11 protein-coding genes are annotated in these 15,829 nt (G+C 67.1%); 4 read left to right on the top strand and 7 right to left on the bottom strand.

The genetic code is table 11. The features are described 5' to 3' along the window. Positions 1–23: 23 nt before the first annotated feature. Positions 24–245 carry a hypothetical protein gene (locus ACOQPD_RS04215; RefSeq protein ID WP_420613655.1) on the bottom strand — a complete coding sequence of 74 codons (222 nt, stop codon included), beginning with the start codon at positions 243–245 and terminating at the stop codon, positions 24–26. Between the two features lie 336 nt (positions 246–581). Here ACOQPD_RS04215 and ACOQPD_RS04210 point away from each other — a divergent pair, with 336 nt between their 5' ends. Then, positions 582–2,087, top strand: a complete 1,506-nt coding sequence (locus ACOQPD_RS04210) for an ArnT family glycosyltransferase (RefSeq protein ID WP_420613654.1) — start codon at positions 582–584, stop codon at positions 2,085–2,087. Positions 2,088–2,189: 102 nt separating this feature from the next. Here ACOQPD_RS04210 and ACOQPD_RS04205 read toward each other — a convergent pair whose 3' ends face one another. Then, entirely contained in the window at positions 2,190–3,806 is a 1,617-nt protein-coding gene (locus ACOQPD_RS04205) for a hypothetical protein (RefSeq protein ID WP_420613653.1), read from the bottom strand. Positions 3,807–3,898: 92 nt separating this feature from the next. Between ACOQPD_RS04205 and ACOQPD_RS04200 the strand changes: the two genes are divergently transcribed. Further along, positions 3,899–4,591, top strand: coding sequence for a glycosyltransferase family 2 protein (locus tag ACOQPD_RS04200; RefSeq protein WP_420613652.1), 693 nt, complete (start codon positions 3,899–3,901; stop codon positions 4,589–4,591). A gap of 77 nt (positions 4,592–4,668) precedes the next feature. On the opposite strand, the gene ACOQPD_RS04195 is transcribed toward ACOQPD_RS04200, so the two are convergent. The 4 genes from ACOQPD_RS04195 to ACOQPD_RS04180 form a co-directional block, all read right to left on the bottom strand. Then, positions 4,669–5,811, bottom strand: coding sequence for a UDP-N-acetylglucosamine 2-epimerase (locus ACOQPD_RS04195; protein ID WP_420613651.1), 1,143 nt, complete (start codon positions 5,809–5,811; stop codon positions 4,669–4,671). Further along, on the bottom strand, positions 5,808–6,782 hold the full coding sequence (locus ACOQPD_RS04190; RefSeq protein WP_420613650.1) for a hypothetical protein: 975 nt from the start codon (positions 6,780–6,782) through the stop codon (positions 5,808–5,810). The genes ACOQPD_RS04195 and ACOQPD_RS04190 overlap by 4 nt, the downstream gene beginning before the upstream one ends. A 248-nt stretch (positions 6,783–7,030) precedes the next feature. Continuing rightward, positions 7,031–8,224 carry a polysaccharide pyruvyl transferase family protein gene (locus tag ACOQPD_RS04185; protein WP_420613649.1) on the bottom strand — a complete coding sequence of 398 codons (1,194 nt, stop codon included), beginning with the start codon at positions 8,222–8,224 and terminating at the stop codon, positions 7,031–7,033. A 503-nt stretch (positions 8,225–8,727) separates the two neighbouring features. Beyond that, positions 8,728–11,673, bottom strand: a complete 2,946-nt coding sequence (locus ACOQPD_RS04180; RefSeq protein WP_420613648.1) for a glycosyltransferase family 2 protein — start codon at positions 11,671–11,673, stop codon at positions 8,728–8,730. 284 nt (positions 11,674–11,957) lie between these two features. Here ACOQPD_RS04180 and ACOQPD_RS04175 point away from each other — a divergent pair, with 284 nt between their 5' ends. Beyond that, positions 11,958–13,979 (top strand): S-layer homology domain-containing protein, encoded by a 2,022-nt coding sequence (locus ACOQPD_RS04175; protein ID WP_420613647.1) that lies wholly within the window; start codon positions 11,958–11,960, stop codon positions 13,977–13,979. On the opposite strand, the gene ACOQPD_RS04170 is transcribed toward ACOQPD_RS04175, so the two are convergent. Then, on the bottom strand, positions 13,950–15,041 hold the full coding sequence (locus tag ACOQPD_RS04170) for a glycosyltransferase family 2 protein (RefSeq protein WP_420613646.1): 1,092 nt from the start codon (positions 15,039–15,041) through the stop codon (positions 13,950–13,952). The two genes, ACOQPD_RS04175 and ACOQPD_RS04170, sit on opposite strands and share 30 nt — an antisense overlap. Positions 15,042–15,057: 16 nt before the next feature. On the opposite strand from ACOQPD_RS04170, the gene ACOQPD_RS04165 reads away from it, so the two are divergent. Further along, on the top strand, positions 15,058–15,774 hold the full coding sequence (locus ACOQPD_RS04165; RefSeq protein WP_420613645.1) for a hypothetical protein: 717 nt from the start codon (positions 15,058–15,060) through the stop codon (positions 15,772–15,774). Positions 15,775–15,829 lie beyond the last annotated feature (55 nt).

Here is a 15,829-nt window from a genome sequence, read left to right as displayed (position 1 = left end):
GAGCCTCCAGGGGACGTACCGCTTCAACCGCCGACCGGGTCCCCGGGCAAGGTGTGGGCGGGTAGCACCGCATCCCGGGACCGGTTGAGCTGTACCAGAAGGTCGGCCACCTGCACCACCGACGCTGCGGTCCAGCTTCGCAGGCAGATGTCCGGTGAAAACCGGGAGAACGGCGGTGACTCCAAGGTCGGGTCGGGCTTCACGCCCCGGAGTTTGCCTGCCCCGGCGCTTCGCGGCAAGCTCACCACCGCCGCTCGCCGGGAATCTCAGGTTGAGGGTGTCACCGATCGGTGCGGTGAACCGGTTGGGAAGCGTACCGTGGGGCACTACCAGCCAAGTTGTTTTCCTTCGTCTATGCAGCAACTAGCGCCACCGGAAACTAGCGACGTAGCTGCCGGATCCGCCCGGTTGCTGGCCACCCACCGCTGCACGCAACACTCTCGGTCTCAGGGTTCACCGCACGAGCGCGTGGCTATGGACACCCTCATACGCGCTGCCGGCTCAACCGGCATGCGAGCTTGTGGAGCGCACGTTCCACCTGGACACCGGCTACAAAACATGCGGCCATCTAGGCTTCGCAGGTGCGAACCGGTACCGCCATCCGGCGTTTCGATCGAGGCTGGTGGGTCACCGTTTTGGGCGGCGGCGCGGTTCTTACCACGCTGGCCGTGGGATGGTGGCAGTTGCTGTTTCTGCCCCTGGGGGCGAGTCACGACGGCCGGATCAATGCTCGGTTCGGCCTGCACGTTCGCAACCTGTTCGAGGGCGGCCTGCCGGGATCGGACTACCTGGCCTCCATGGCCCCTTTTTCGGAGCAACCGTACGTCCACCACCCTCCGTTGCTCAACCTGCTGCATGCGCTGGTCGGGGCGGTGCTGGGACAGGGGGAGTGGCAACTCCACCTGATCGGCTACATCGCCGGGCTGGCGACGGTCGCGGGCCTGCTGTGGCTGGCGAGGGAACTGGGTCTGGGGGCTACCGGAGCGGTGCTGGCGGTGGCGCTCGTGGCAGGAACCCCCATGTTCTGGATCTATGCCCGGCTGGGCTTGGGCGTCTCGCTCATGTTGGTCCTGCTGGCGCTGTCGGTTCGCCATCTCAGGGCGTCCGATGCCGAGCTCTCGCCCGTACCCGGAGGTCCCGTGCCCGGAGGTGATGGTGGCTCCGGAACCGGTCCCTCGGCCACGCTGCTGGCGACAGCAGCGGGCGTCACGGCCTTCTCCGGGTGGACGGGAGCTCTGCTGGTGGCGGTACTGGTCGTGTGGGGACTCCGCTACCCACGATTGCGTCGCGCTTGCTGGTCGGTGGGGGCCGCGGGCGCCGCGGCGGTGGCGGTGACGTTGGTGTGGGCGGTGACCGTCGGCGATGTGACGGAACTGGCTGCCCATGCCTCGAACCGCCGCCAGTGGCCACCTTGGGATGCCCTGGTCGAGAACTACCGCTGGTTCTACGGCACACTGTTCGCCCGCTGGATCAGGTGGCTGATCGTTCCGGCCATCGTCATGGGCGTGGCCGACCGCCGCACCCGGATGTCCTCCGTCGCTGTCATGGCCGCGCTCGCCGTTTGGACGCTGGCGAACCCGGATGCCGCCTACGTGCATGACTACTGGACGTATCCCCTCCTGGTGCCGGTCTTCCTGGGGATGGCGGCCATCCTGGACCGGCTGGGCTGTGACGTACCGGGCGTCACACCCCGGAGCGGGTGGGAGCGGGCTCGACTTCTGATGGTCGCCGTCCTGGTAGTGGTGGCGTTGCTCGGATTCCGGGGCCTGGGTCCGTACCGGCAGGCCTACTTCGAGGCCACCTCGGATGCGGGCAGGCTGATCAGGGTGGTGAGGCCGGGGCCCGCCCAGGAGGTGGCATGGGTGGCCGAAGGGGTCGATCCGCTTCCCTACTGGGCCAGCTACTACTGGGACCTACCAGTCACGGAAGTCCCGCTGGACGGCGACGGCCTCCGATCGGCGATGGACACCGATCTGGTGCTCGCCCGGTCGGACCGGTTGCCGGAACGGATGCGGCTCGAGGTGGAACCAGTGGCCGAGCAGGGCCGCTACGCCCTGTTCACCGCCGGATCGCTGAGATTGCCTTGATCCGTTCGACTACGGCCCCGCCCGGTGCCGACCCGCTCCGATTCACTTACCGGGGGCTGTTCGCGGTGGGTTCGGGCCAGTGGGTTGCGTGTTGGATTGGCGTCAGTGCGGTAGCAGCCTGGAGGCGGAGATGATCAGGAAGTCGTTGTGAGCGGCAAGCGGGTCCCTCAAGGCGCCTTCCGGGAAGAAGTCGGGCACCCGGTCCGCTCTGAGAACCACCACGTCGGAATTGTCCAAGTCGCCCAGATTGTCCTCGTCGAGGCGCATCACCCGCATGGGCAGGTAGTAGGAGATCCATGTAGCGCTGGTCACCGGGGGTACGGACCATGCCAGTTCCGAGCCCGATAGGTCGCCCACCTGCTCCAGCACGGTTCCCGCGTCGGCGGGATCGGTGATGTAGCGCTGCCGTGTCGAGCCGCCGACCACGGCGACCAGAGTGCCCGCGATGACCACCGCCGCGAGCACAGCCGGCAGCGGTCGCCAACGGCGGGGGAAGAGCAGGCGGATCCAGTCGGCGAGAGCCGCGAAGCCGATGGTCACCGGTGCCAGCCACGGGAAGTTCCACAGCCTGTGCACCCAGGCGCCCTGCTGAACCCCGAACGTCATCGCAGCAGCGACCGAGAGCGTTATGGCGGTGGCTACCCTTGTGCGCCGGTCGATCAGCCCGGCCAGGAGACACGGCAGCAGGAGAACGCGGAGCCACACGGGCACCAGCATCTCCTCGTTGACGAAGCGCCATTGTCGGGCCAGGAACTCGCTGAAGGTGAAAGTCAGCGACCCGTTTGCTCCTCCCACCTCGTTGCTGGTGCGTATGGCCACCTGGCTCGCGAGATCGTCGACTCCGGCGCCGTGGAGCATCCACAGCGCTGTGGCGCCGGCGCCGAGCGCCGCGCCCGCGGCGACCGCCACGAGCAACCGCCCGCGGCGCCCCGACAACCACGACACGGGCAGCCTCCGCTGCGGTCCTGTGACAGCCGCGCCGACGCCTCGCCGGGAGTCGACCAGAGGCGTTTCGCCACCGTCGCCCTGGCTGGTGACTAGCAGCCACAGCATCACTAGCACCATGGCGGCTATCCCGATCCAGGACTGCATCGCGGCCAGCGCTGCGAGTCCGGCCACGACGAGCATGTCTCGACCGCGCAGGTTGGTCCTGCTCAGCGCCCAGGACACCGCCGCGATGACGGCCACCAGCAGCGAGAAGCTGACGCTGATCCGCCCGTATACGTAGTAGAAGCCGGTGCTCGCCATTGCTGCAACCGCCAGCAAGATCGGTCCCCAAGCCAGGTCTCGGCTGCGAAGCAGCGACGCCATGAACACAACCGTCGCTGCGCCCATCAGCAGACCAGGCACCCGCAGTGCCGCGGTGCTGTCTCCGAGAAGGCCCGTCGATACCACGGCCATTAACACCTGGAGAGGCGGATGGTGGGCGTATCTGACGGCGACGGGAGGTGGATCGGCTCTGGGGGCCACGTCGTACACCGGGTTGACGTATGGCTCGACCACCGCGCCAAAGTACGAGTCCACGGGGCCCAGGTCCCAGAAGTTGCGCGCCTGAAGGCCAAACAGGCCCAGTATGCGGCCGTCGTCACTGTTGCCGAAAGGCAGGCCGAGATCGGGCAGCCAGGCAGCCACGAGGGCAACCGCAATAAGTGCTACAACCGTCCATCCGGATCGAAGGCGTGTTGCCAGGAATGTGATGGCCGCTCTCAACTCGGGCACTCTCCGTCGGTCAACCGGGCGACCCTAACAGGCCGGGGGGAATGCTAGGCTGCGGCTTCGTGAGTGCCTCAAACGGGTGCCTATCAGTGGTTATGCCCTGCTACAACGAGGTCGCTACCGTCGACGAGATCGTCTCCAGGGTGCTTGCCAGCCCATTCACCGGTGAGTTGATAGTTGTGGACGACGGTTCGACCGACGGAACCCGCGATCGGCTGTCCCGATACGACGACCCTCGTGTGAAGGTCTTTCTTCAGTCCGAGAACCGCGGGAAGGGCTCCGCGGTGCGGCGGGGCTTCGGCGAGGCAAGCTGCGAATTCGTGGTGATCCAGGACGCCGACCTCGAGTACGACCCCAGTGACTGGGACTCGCTGCTGGCGCCTCTCGTGCGCGGAGACGCCGACGTGGTGTACGGAACCCGCATGCAGGAAGGCCCCTCGCATCGGGTGCCGTACTACTGGGCCATGATCTACAACCGGATGCTGACACGGCTGTCGAACATGCTTACCGGTGTGTGGCTGTCCGATGTGGCGACCTGCTACAAAGCGTTCCGCCTCGAGGTCGTGCGATCCCTCGACCTGCGCGAGAACCGCTTCGGGATTGACGCGGAGATCACCGCCAAGGTGGCCGCAGGAGGTTGGCGCATCTGGGAGACCGGCATCTCCTACACGAGCAGAAACTATGCCGAAGGCAAGAAGATCACCTGGAAAGACGGCATCGCGATCTTCGTGTGCGTCTTTCGCTACGGGATTTCCGTGCGTGTTCGCAAGCTCGGGAAGCGCGCCTAACCGGGCCGCCCCGCCACCTCGCGGGTTGGGCGATCCGACCCGCCCGCGCTGCAGCCGCAGCCAGCCACGCAATCGCTTCAGCCATCGACCCATTCGGCGAGAACTTCGAGAATCTCCCGGGACGGGCTTGACTGCGGCAGCCGGGGAGGGCGTCGCCGGCGCTCGGGGTCTGCCAGGAACGCCTCCACCACTGCGGGGTCATAACGGCTCAGTACGGCGTTCTCGCCGAGGCCGTCGGGCCGGTCGGTACGGTCGCGCCACAGCAGCACAGGCACGCCTAGAAGCGCGCACTCCTCCTGGATGGAGCCCCCGTCGGTGATCGCGAACGGTGCCCGTGCGAGCGCCCTCACGAACTCGGCGTAGGGGGCCATCGGCACGAGCTCCACGCCAGAGCCTTCCAGGCCCGCTTGACCTGCGGATCCGAGCGCCCGTCGTGTGGGCTCGTGCACATACCAGCGCACGGGGGTTGTCTGCGCCAGCCGCGTGATCGTATGCACCAGCGCCTGTATCCGATGTCGCCGGTACAGGTTCTCCACTCGGTGCATGGTCACTACCGCGGGGCGTGGCTGGTGTGTCATGCGTGGCGATCTGCGCGAGCGAGTGCCTCCCGAGGTGTCGGTTGTAGATGGCGTAGTACCTGCAGCGCTCGGCTCCAGGGCAGCGCGGAGCGCATCGCTAACCGTGTTGGACGATCCGGTGATGATCCGCCCTTTTACGCGGCGCTTGCGTAGCTCGTCGGCTGCTGCGCCATCGGGTGCGAAGAGCAAATCGGCGAGCCGGTCGACGACCACCCGGACGATCTCTTCCGGAAAGGGGTGCAGCCACCGATGGCTGCGAAGGCCCGCCTCCACGTGTGCCAGTACCAGCCCGGCGCGTTTGGCCATGAGCGCTCCGACCAGCGCGGTCGGCGTGTCGCCGTGGACCAAGCAGATCCCCCGGCGCCCACCGAAGACGGTTCGCGCGAGCCGCCGCCGCAGCACCAGCTTGCGGCCGAGTCCCGCCGCCCACCACAACGCCGCCGGCACCGAGTCGACACTGCGCCTGCCTCCCATCACGTGGTCCGGCGCCCTCACGCCCAGCTCATCGCGGAACGATTCCGACCGGTCGGCATGCTGGCCGGAGTCGATCAGCCGGTAGGGGAGGCCGGCCGCCTCCATGCGCCACAGCAGTGGCGACATCTTGACGTACTCGGCTTGGGTGCCCACGAAGATGTGGATCAAGGATCTGTCCCGTCCGAACGCCGTACCGGACCCGCTTCGACCGTCATGCGCCTCGTCTCGAGGAGTTCCGAGATGCCCGCGGCCGCCAGGTCGCGGAGCAGCAACACCAGCCTGAAGCCGAATATCAATATGCCGAGAGCCAGGGGATCAGCGGCGCCGAGCAGTGACGGAATGGTCAGTTCCACCACGCCGATTCCCTGCGGAGCGATCACACTGAGGAATCGCAGGCCTCCCCAGGTGAGCATGAAAGCACCGGCGAGACGCGCCAGTTCGAAGCCGTCGGCGGCCTCGAACGCCCGCATGTACAGGCAGAACACGGCAGCTGCGCAAATCCAGTAGCAGCCCGATGCCACGATCATGTGCAGGTATCCCGGCCACGTGAATCCGCTGACCGGGGCCAGGCTGTCCAGGCCGCGGCGCCGCGCCACCGCAGCGACGACCCGTCCCGCCACCGACGGTGATGCGGCGAAGACCACCCCGACCGCGGCGACGACCGGGATGGCGGGGCCTCCGGGCAGGCCGCCGGCCCCGCCGAGCAGCACCAGGCCAAGAGCTACCGAGACGGCGAAGCTCACCGCCATCTCGAGCGTCGCGGTAAGAGCGAGTGCCCCCCCTGGAACGCCGCGGCGCCGCATCAGAGCCACGCGGCTGATCGCGAACGTGACCATCAGCGGTACGTATCTGGCCGGCAGGGAACGAGCCGCCGTGACGGTCAGATCGTAAAGGCGCGGGCGCTGGTCGAGCAGGCGCAGGCTCACGAGCCAGAAGTACGCACTTAGCGCTATCAGCACGAACCCGGTCGCGAAGGCCGCAACCACGAGCAGATGCCCTGCGTTCGCCAGCGCTCCTAGAACGTCGGCCACTTCCTGTCGGCGCACTACCACGAGCACGGGAACGGCGGCGACGAGCAGGGCGAGGTATGCGATTCTCAGCCATCTCAGTAGGTGTCGGTACCAGGGGAGGCGTGTCACCGAGCTAGCAGCACGACGCCCGCTGGGACTTGCGCGACACATGGCCGAGACAGTAGACGACGGTTTGACGCGTCTCGATCAAGGAGGGTGCTGAAAAAGACGGGGATTGGTTGGCCCGCGATCCTTGTGATCTGGGGGTTCGTTGCCTACTTTCGGGCCAACTGGACATTTTTCAGTACCCTCCTAGCGGCTGGGGCGATGGGTCGGGCTCGACCGGGTAGACGTGGATCGAGGCCCCGTCAGCACGTTCACCGGATCAGCTCGAGCAGATCGTCGAGCGCGGCGTCGTTGATCTTCAGACGCGCACCCAGCAGGCCACGCGCCTCGGCTGTCCGGTACGACTTGGCCTGCGCCTCGGCCGCCGCGCCAACCAGCGTGCGGGGCTCGAAGTCCCCGGCGTCGAGCGGAGCCAGGTCGACGAGCGAAGCCCAGCCTCCGCCCTCGACGGCGAGCGACTTCATTTTCGGGGAGTAATCCAGCAGTACCGCCGCCTGATCGTTGAGCAGAGCTGCGATGGCGCCGTGATAGCGCATGGTGACGACGAAGCGACTTCGGGCGACCTCGGCCAGCACGTTGTCGATGCTCAGCGTGACCAACTCCGTGTCCGTTGTCATCCTCTGTCGCAGCGCCCCGAGCATGGGGGTGTCCTGGCTCGGCTGAAAGGGCAGCAGGCGCAGCGTCATGCCGCTACCAGTGGCCAGCGCGTCCAGAGATCGCGCCAGTTGCCCTATCCATGGCTGCCAAGACGTGCGGGTCTTCGCCGCAGCCGTACGGATGCCGCGGCGATTCGGGGGTCGCAGGATCACACAGATCGTGTCCCCGGAGTCGCTGCGCGAGCGCGTCGAGCCCATCAGCTTCGGAGTGCGCGAGTCGGGCGGTCGGGTTGCACCCGGCCGGCTCGAAACGAGCGGGGCGTTCGCTGCGAGCACCGGGTCGGCGCCGATGGCCACGTCGGGCACACCCCAGCCGCGCAGGCGCCGTGCCGAGGCGGCGTCTCTCGTCACGACGTGACGGGCCCGGCGCATCTCCGAGACCGCCATGCGCCGGCCACGGGCGCCCCGGACGTGCCCCACTCCCAGGCCGATGGCTGCGACCACGGCCCGCGCTCGTCCGTGAGCGGCCGACGCCGACCGCCTGTAGGCGCGAAGGCGTGACATGTGAAACCACATGTTCCACGGCGACGTCTCCGATTGCACCACGCCTCCGGAGAGGACCATGGCGTGCGACCGGCGCAGCGACCGGCGCAGCGCCGCACTGCCCAGGGGTGAGCGATGAGGCACTGCCTCGACGCCATGGACGGTGACAGTCCGCTCGGGGTCGATCGACACCGCTACCGGCTCCACCCCCCGGGCGCGTAGGGCGGCGGCCATGCAACTCAGGATCATCTCATCTCCCAGGTTGTCGGAGCCGTACCAACCGGCCAGGGCGATCCTCAGGGCCATGGCAGGCGTGCCGACATGATCGCTGCCGAAGCGGTCTGTCGGTCGAGTCGAGGCTGACGAACTAGCGCGATGTCGCTCTCTCCTTGGTGCGGACGAGGCACCCGTCCGTCGGGGTGCTTGAGAACTCTGACAGAGTTCTGACCCGGACATCGGTTCCGTCCAGGCTCAAGGTCTGAAGTTCCCTCTTCGGGCCGGACACTCGGTTATGTGGCCCCGTGATGGTAGTTAGTTGTCCCCCGGTTTCTGGGGGTTAGATGTCCGATCGTGGAGTGAGACCGCCGGGGTTGTGCCAGGCTTCGATCCACCACCGGATTGACAGGCGGGCTTGGTGAACCGCCCCGGTTTCCCCGGAGCGATGATCCCCTAGTTTCGTGGAGCCAGTTGACTTGGATCAGTGGTGCGACGGTTTTTTACTCTCCGAGGGGTAGGTACTGGAGGACGGGCGCTACCGGTTTCTCGGGGCGAAGAGGGTGGACCCCGTTGAGGAGCCACGGTTCCTGCTGCTAAACGACTCCGGCGAATGCGAGGTCACACCCTTCGCGCACCTCGTCCGCCTGCTTGAGAAAGTAGGCGTCTCTCGCCTGCCAGGTGTGGCCCTGGTTGTGGCGGACGAGCATGTAACCCCTGCCGTGAGTCCGGTACGCCCTCCGGCCGCTGATCAGCACGTCCTCGATCAGAGCGCGGTCGACGCCGGCAGGCACTTCCCGCCAGCCGAGGAGGGCGTCGAGATCATGCCGTGCGATCATCATTGCGCCACCGGCCAGGCTGGCCGATCTGCGCTCCGACCGGTTCCGGAAGCGGTGGATGGTGCGGTCCGAGTCCTCAAGGTAGACGTACTCGGCGGCCTTCCCGACCAGGCAATCCATGGAGTACTCGTGGGCCAGCACCAGGTCCCACAAGTGTTCGGGTCCGTAGAAGTCGTCATCGTCGAACTTCGTGAGCAGCCTGCCAGTGGACTCGGCCACCGCCGCGTTGAGAACAGCCCCCAGTGGGACGTGGCCGGGCACGGGAACCACCCGGCACGGGCGGTCGATGGAACCGGCTATCTCCTCGACAGCGCCGGGTTCGAAGCCCTCGCCATGCAAAGCCAGCACCAGCTCGAACTCCGGGTAGGTCTGGCCCGCTGCCGATTCGACCGCGGCGGCCAGCCGGTGGGGCCGCTTGGTGGCGAGGAGTATGGAGACCATCGGGAGCGGAGGCACACGGCGATCCGTTCCGGCGAGAACCTGCCGTGCCCGGGCCCGCAGCGAATGGTCCCGCAGGGCACAGCGTCGCATGGCGATGCTCAGGGCTTCCCGCTGGTGAGAGTTCGCTTCTGCCACCAGTTCATCTGTCAGGAGGGAGTAGAACTCCGTTCCGAGGTAGGAGCCCAGTTGAGCGTCGGGCTCAGCGAGGCGCACGACGGCACCCGTCGCCGCCAGAGCCGCGAGTGTGCCCGCCCTGGAAGCGATGCCGTCGTGGATGCCAGCGGAGTCTTTGACGTGGTGGGCTCGGCTCAGCCTTCGGAGACGGTCCGGATCGAGGCTGCTGACGTGTCTGGGACCGAGGGTTGCAGGGGACGAGCCGTGGTTGAAGTTCCATCCGCGAGGGTTGAACCTCTCGGCGTCGAAGGCGGGCACAGAAGCCGACGGGTCTAGTTCGGAGAGCACTACCACCGTATCCACCTGGATTCCTTGGCCCTGCTGGGGTGTGTCGGTGATCGCAACCTGGGTGGACGCGCTGGCGGCCTTTCCGATCCGGGCCGCGGTGGAAAAGACTGCCGAGGCCACGGGACCAACCGTGATCATCTCCGGGCCGAGCCGGTAGTGCGCCTGCCGATCTCGCCGGAGTCTCACGCCGGCCTCGCCCAGCCTCTTCTTCGATATGATAGCGACGCTCCGTATCGCCCAGTCGATGAACTGCCGGACATCGTCGAGGCTGCGAATCCCGGATGCCTCCCGCCCAACCGCCTTGATGATGTTGAAGCATCGGCGGGTGTTGCGGTCGAAGAAGTGTTTCAGCTTGACCAGACGGCGCGCTGTGCGGCGCAAGAACCAGCGTCCCGATCCGATCCGGCGAGCCAGAGGTGATCTCATTTCGCGGCCTGGCCGTGCGCTCTCGACGCCGGTTTCATCCGGATTGAGCGGCTTGACCGCCTCGCATTCGGCAACGGTCAGCCCGCGACGGGCTGCCCGGTGCAGTACCCAGGAGCGCACGATGCTGATCCCGGACATGTAATCGATAGGGTTGGTGGACGCGGCCGGGCTGGAGCCCAGATGTCCGCGCAGCCGTTCTACCGCGTCGGAGTTGACCTCGGCCTCAGCGGGGATGGTGATGTGGAACGGCGCAGCCGGGATCGCCGCGCCGGCACCTCCCGGGCTTCCGAACTGCACGCGAGGGTCGCCGGCCAGCAGGCGTCTGAGCATCTCATGTTCCCGGGATCGGGAGGACACGTCTCCGGCTGGCTCGTCAATCCACACGACCAGATCGTGAATACTCCCGGCCAGCACCTGCTCCACCGTCTCTAGACGGGCTATCTCGCGGGACGCGCTGGCGCGTACGGTCACCACGTACTGCGGTACCGAGAAGCTACGGCCCGGAACGGCGCGTCTGAAGCCGTGATGAGCGATGAGCTGGGATATCTTGGCTCTCTGCAGCTCCAGGCTGGCGGATTCGGCTTCGCTGGGCGTCGAGCCCTCTCCCTGGTGCCAGCACAGGGCCCTGCGGGCGGGGACCAGCACAGCACCGCGGGTGTAGGCGCGGTAGCCGAACTCAGTGTCCTCCGCGCCCCACTGCGTAAAGCTCTCGTCATAGCCCCCCACAGCCTCATAGAACTCTCGCGAGACACCGAGATTGCCGCCTGTCACGATCCGGAATAGGTCATCGTCGTCCGAGGTGAGGTCGTTGGTCCGCGACATGTGGAACTCGATCCACTGCGGTCGTTGCGACTCCCGGTCGGCGAACAGATCGCCCAGAGAGCCGGACCTGCGCCGCACGGCCGCCGCGTCGATGCCGGTCACGTCGACATGGGATCTGAAGCCGAGCGTGAGGACGTCGCTGGCGGCATGGTGCCAGCGTGAGTGTTCGAGAAGCCAGTCCGACTCCGGCAGCATGTCACAGTCGAGGAACACCAGGATGTCGTGGGCGGCTGCCCGGGCACCCGTATTGCGCGCTCGGGCTAATCCGAAACCTAGGTCTTCCTGGTGGACCACTCGCACCTTCAGCGGGCTGCTCTCGGGCGGTTCCAGGGGAAGGCGTGACCCGTCATCGACGATCAACACCTCGAATAGATGCCGCGGGTAGCTCTGGCGCTCCAGTGCCGCCAGGGTCAACTCCAGCTCCTCGGGAGCTTCGTAGTAGGTAACGATCACGCTCACCGCCAGCTTGGGTACGAAGGTACCGGCGGGACTGGTATCAAGGGAGGTCCAGTCGTTACCGCGTACGTCGGCCGGGGGGACTGGAGGACTCATCCGGCCGTTCCGTGAGCTGGGATCAGCGCCTTTGTACCGCGGTACAAGGAAGACACTATGTGGCAGGGCCTGCATCAAGGGCGAACACGGAGCCGCCAAGATAGCAGGAGCCTGGTAGCACGACGGATGTTGCCAGAGCCATGACATGTCGCGACCGTTCCCCGGCTCCGGACCAGCGCGCGCTCACTCTGGCCAACCCCCCATACTTGTCGCTTCCGATGTCGCTGCACTCAAGCGCCCTTCCAAACCTCCAATATCATCGATCTCCGTCCTACACTCCCGGCGTGGTCAGGAGGGCATTACTACTCGCGCTGTTCGCCATCATCGGGGTAGTGGTTCCGACAACGGCCGAAGAGAAGGCTTTCACCTTCGAGGGTTCGGGCTGGGGCCACGGTGTGGGGATGGGCCAGTGGGGGGCTTATGGCCAGGCCCTGTCGGACCCGGGGAAGCGCGGCGAGGACATCGCCGCCTACTACTACACCGGCTCGAGTCCCGCCGATCTGTCCGATCTCGACCTGCCGAGCGACCTGCTGACCACGCTGGACAACCCGCTCTGGATCAACATCGCCTCCCAGATCACCCTCCTGGAGTTCACAGCAGTCGGGGGGCCGCTCGAGCTATGTCTGGCGAATGACGGCGCAGGGCCGTGTCCCAAACCGGAACAGCCGCAAGACGGCGAGCGCTGGGAGTTCCGCCGGATCGACGCAGGAGAGTGCGGCTTCTTCAAGGCGGACGAACTCCAGGGAACCGCCGGCGACTGCCGGGCCTCGATCTCCTGGCCCGATGCGGACGGCGTCCAGCTCCGATACGGGGAGGACCGGAGGAAGCCCTGCGTCGTGAGGGATTCGGAGTGCGAGTACCGCCATGGTGCCATCAAGCTGCGGGACGATCCGGTCGAGGTCGGCTTTCACGTGCTGGTGACCCTCGGCCTCGAGGACTACGTCCGCGGTATCGCCGAGATCTTCCCCTACTGGAAGGCGCCCGGGGTCAACGAGGCACAGGCGGTCGCGGCCCGTACGTACGCGGCCTTCAAATTCCTGGCCCAGGAGGTGAACGAGCGTCCGGCCGATCCCGACGGGGATCCGGGGATCAGCGCCTCCCGCAAGAACTCGTGCTGGTGCCACCTGTACGACAACACCCGGGATCAGGTGTACGCCGGATGGTGGCGGGAGAATGGTCCCGATCAGACAGCCTGGGTGGACGCGGTGGCTGCCACGGAGGGCCGGGTGCTCACCTACTTCGGGCAGGGATGGGAGCGCTTCACCAGGGGTGGCATCATCCAGGCGTTCTACTCCACCTCGACGGGGGGAGTCACCAACAGCAACCGCCACGGCTTCTTCACCGAGTGGAACGATCGGGAGGTCTCGGTGACCCAGTGGCCGTACCTGTTGCCGGTGGACGATCCCTGGGACCTCGATCCGGGTTTGGACAACCCGGTCGCCTCGTGGCACACCACCGTCCCGGCGTCCGAGATCGCCAACCGGCTGGGTTGGGACGAGGTAACCGATGCCCGGTTGGTGTCGGGTCCGACCACCACCAGCCCGTCCCGGGTGCGGTTCGACGGCCTGGACGGGGGGAGCGAGGTCTCGACGACGGTTGCCGGAGCCTGGCTCCGCTACGGGCTCGGTCTCAGATCGTCGGTCGTCCGGGCCATCGATGACCGTCCGGCGCCGCCCACCGAAGAGCCCGTGACTCCTGGCGAAGGACTTGACGGGGAAGGGCAGGCGCCCGAACAGGACGCGATACAGTACGACGAGCTCCCTCCCTTCCAAGACATCGCCGGCCACACTCACGAGCAGGGGATAGACACCCTTCGGCGGGCCGCGGTCGCGGAGGGATGCGATCACTACAGCCTCCGATTCTGCCCCAATGACGATGCCAAACGCCTGGACGTGGCGATCGTGCTGGCGAGGGCCGCCCGGCTTCCGAGGCCCGAGGAGCCCTATCGCCTCAACTTCGAGGACGTGCCCGACTCCTTCCCGCACTCGCGCGAGATATATGCGCTGGCCGAGGCCGGGATCACGGCCGGATGCGCCGCCAACCGGTTCTGTCCCGACAGGCCTCTCACCCGGGGAGAGATGGCCACCTTCCTGATGAGGGCACTGGACCTGGCGCCGCTTGATTCGTTCGACGGGCGCAGGTTCGATGACGTTCCGGCCGGCAGCACCCATAGCGGGGCCATCCACGCCATCGCGGCCGAAGGGATCACCGCCGGATGCACAAAGACCTCGTTCTGCCCCCGCAGGCCCCTCACCCGGGGAGAGATGGCCACCTTGCTAGCTCGAGCCTTCTACTGGGATAGCTAGACGTCCTCCGGTTGGAACGAATAGGAAGCCGATCCCCCACGCCAGGTGCATAGCGGGCATCACCGCCGGGAGGAGCCAAGCGGCCCGATCCCGGCGTCTGATCGTCTCCCAGAGCGTGGTCACCGCGATCAGCATCCCGTAGCCGGCCGGCGGTATCCACCAGAACGGCACGCCGATCCCGGCTCCGATCGCAGCGCCGATCAACCCGATGACCAGCGCAGGCGCAGCTAGCTGCCGCGCGGCGAGCGCGCCCGGGTTGCGGAGCAGCATCACCCGCTTCCATCTCCCGTAGTCGAGATACTGGCGCCATAGGGCGCGGAGGCTGGAGCGGGGGTGGTAGGTGACCGCCAGCCGCGGGTCGAACCAGACGAGGTTGCCTGACTTCCGGAGCCGGTGGTTGAGCTCGAAGTCCTGGTTGCGGACCAGGGTGGGGTCGAAGCCCCCCACCTCCTCGAGCGCCCGCCGGTCGAAGACTCCCAGGTATACGGTGTCGGCCGGCCCGGCCTGGGAGGAGTGCCTGAACCGGGCGGTGCCCGCAGCTGCCGGCGAGTTCATGGCGATGGCTATCGCCCGCTGGAGGGTGCTGGTTCCGGCGGCGTCCTGTTTACCGCCCACGTTGGCCGCTCCGGTCTCCTCCAGCAGGCCGACCGCCAGCCGCACGTAGTCGGGGGCGAATTCGGCATGCCCGTCGCACCTGACCAGAACCCGGCCCGCGGCTGCGTCGATGGCGCGGTTGAGACCTGCGGCCACCCCTAGTTCGGGGTTGTCGACCAACTTCAGGCGAGAGTCCTCCGAAGCGCACCTCCGCAGGATGGCGAGCGTCCCATCGGTGCTCCGTCCATCTGCGACCACCACCTCCAAGCGGCCTTCATAGTCCTGGTCGAGGACAGCCTGCAAGGTGGTCTCGATGTGCGCGGCCTCGTTGCGCACCGCCATCACCACGGAGACGTGGGGCAGCTCGGACAGGCGGACCTCCTTCTGGGTGGGGACCGCGGGTGATTGTCGCAGGGTGCCGGTTCGTATACTGGCCGCGCACCCCGGACTGATCGACGGCGCTCCCACGCCTGCAGTTTCTCGGATGGTGGACGGTAGACCGGAAACGGAGGCCATGTTCGGGTCGGAGTTGGCATTCAGTCCCGAGGTGGTCCTGGCGATGTGGGCGGCAGGCGTGGCCGGTTCCGGTGCGGCGGTGGCCTACTGGCGTATCGTCGGTCGCGGTTACCTGTGGCTTGTCGCCGCCACCGTGGTCCTGATCGGCGGGGGGGCCTGGTACTTCGATCCGGGCGCTCTGGCGGCGGCGGCCGTGCTGCTGGGCGCGGGCGCCGCGCTCGTGGCCAGGAACAGCCGGGCGGCCACTGTCACTCTCGGCCTGTCGTCCCTGTCCTTCCTGGTGGGAGCGGCGGCGGGTTCCCCCGTGCCTGCCATCACCGGTAGCGCCGCGCTGGGCGGGATAACGGGTGAGATGTTGCTCGGGCACTGGTTCCTGGTGAGTCCGAGGATGCCCCGCTGGCCACTCCGCGCCCTGGCGGTGGTCGGCGGCGCGGCGGTGGCCCTCGACTGGCTGGTGCACTTCGCGCCGGGCCTTCCACCGGCACCTTCGGCGGTGCCCCTGATAGCGTCCGTGGCTCTGGCGGCCACCAGTGTCGTGCTCATGGCCGCAGTCTGGTTCGCTCTCGGCTACCCGTCGTACCCGGGGGTGATGGCGGCGACCGGCCTCAGCTACCTGGCGGTCCTGACCTCGCTCGGCTCAGTCATTCTCATCCGGGCGCTGGCAGCGGGCGTTTCACCCCTTTGAGTGGCCACTGGCCACTGGCCGCGCAGGGCTAGCATCCGTTTCTCCGATCCCGATC

This window comes from Candidatus Spongiisocius sp. (genome assembly GCF_965221825.1).
Classification (GTDB): domain Bacteria; phylum Actinomycetota; class Acidimicrobiia; order Spongiisociales; family Spongiisociaceae; genus Spongiisocius.
The sequence above is the reverse complement of the archived record's forward strand: the minus strand, read 5'-3'. Positions and strand labels throughout refer to the sequence as shown.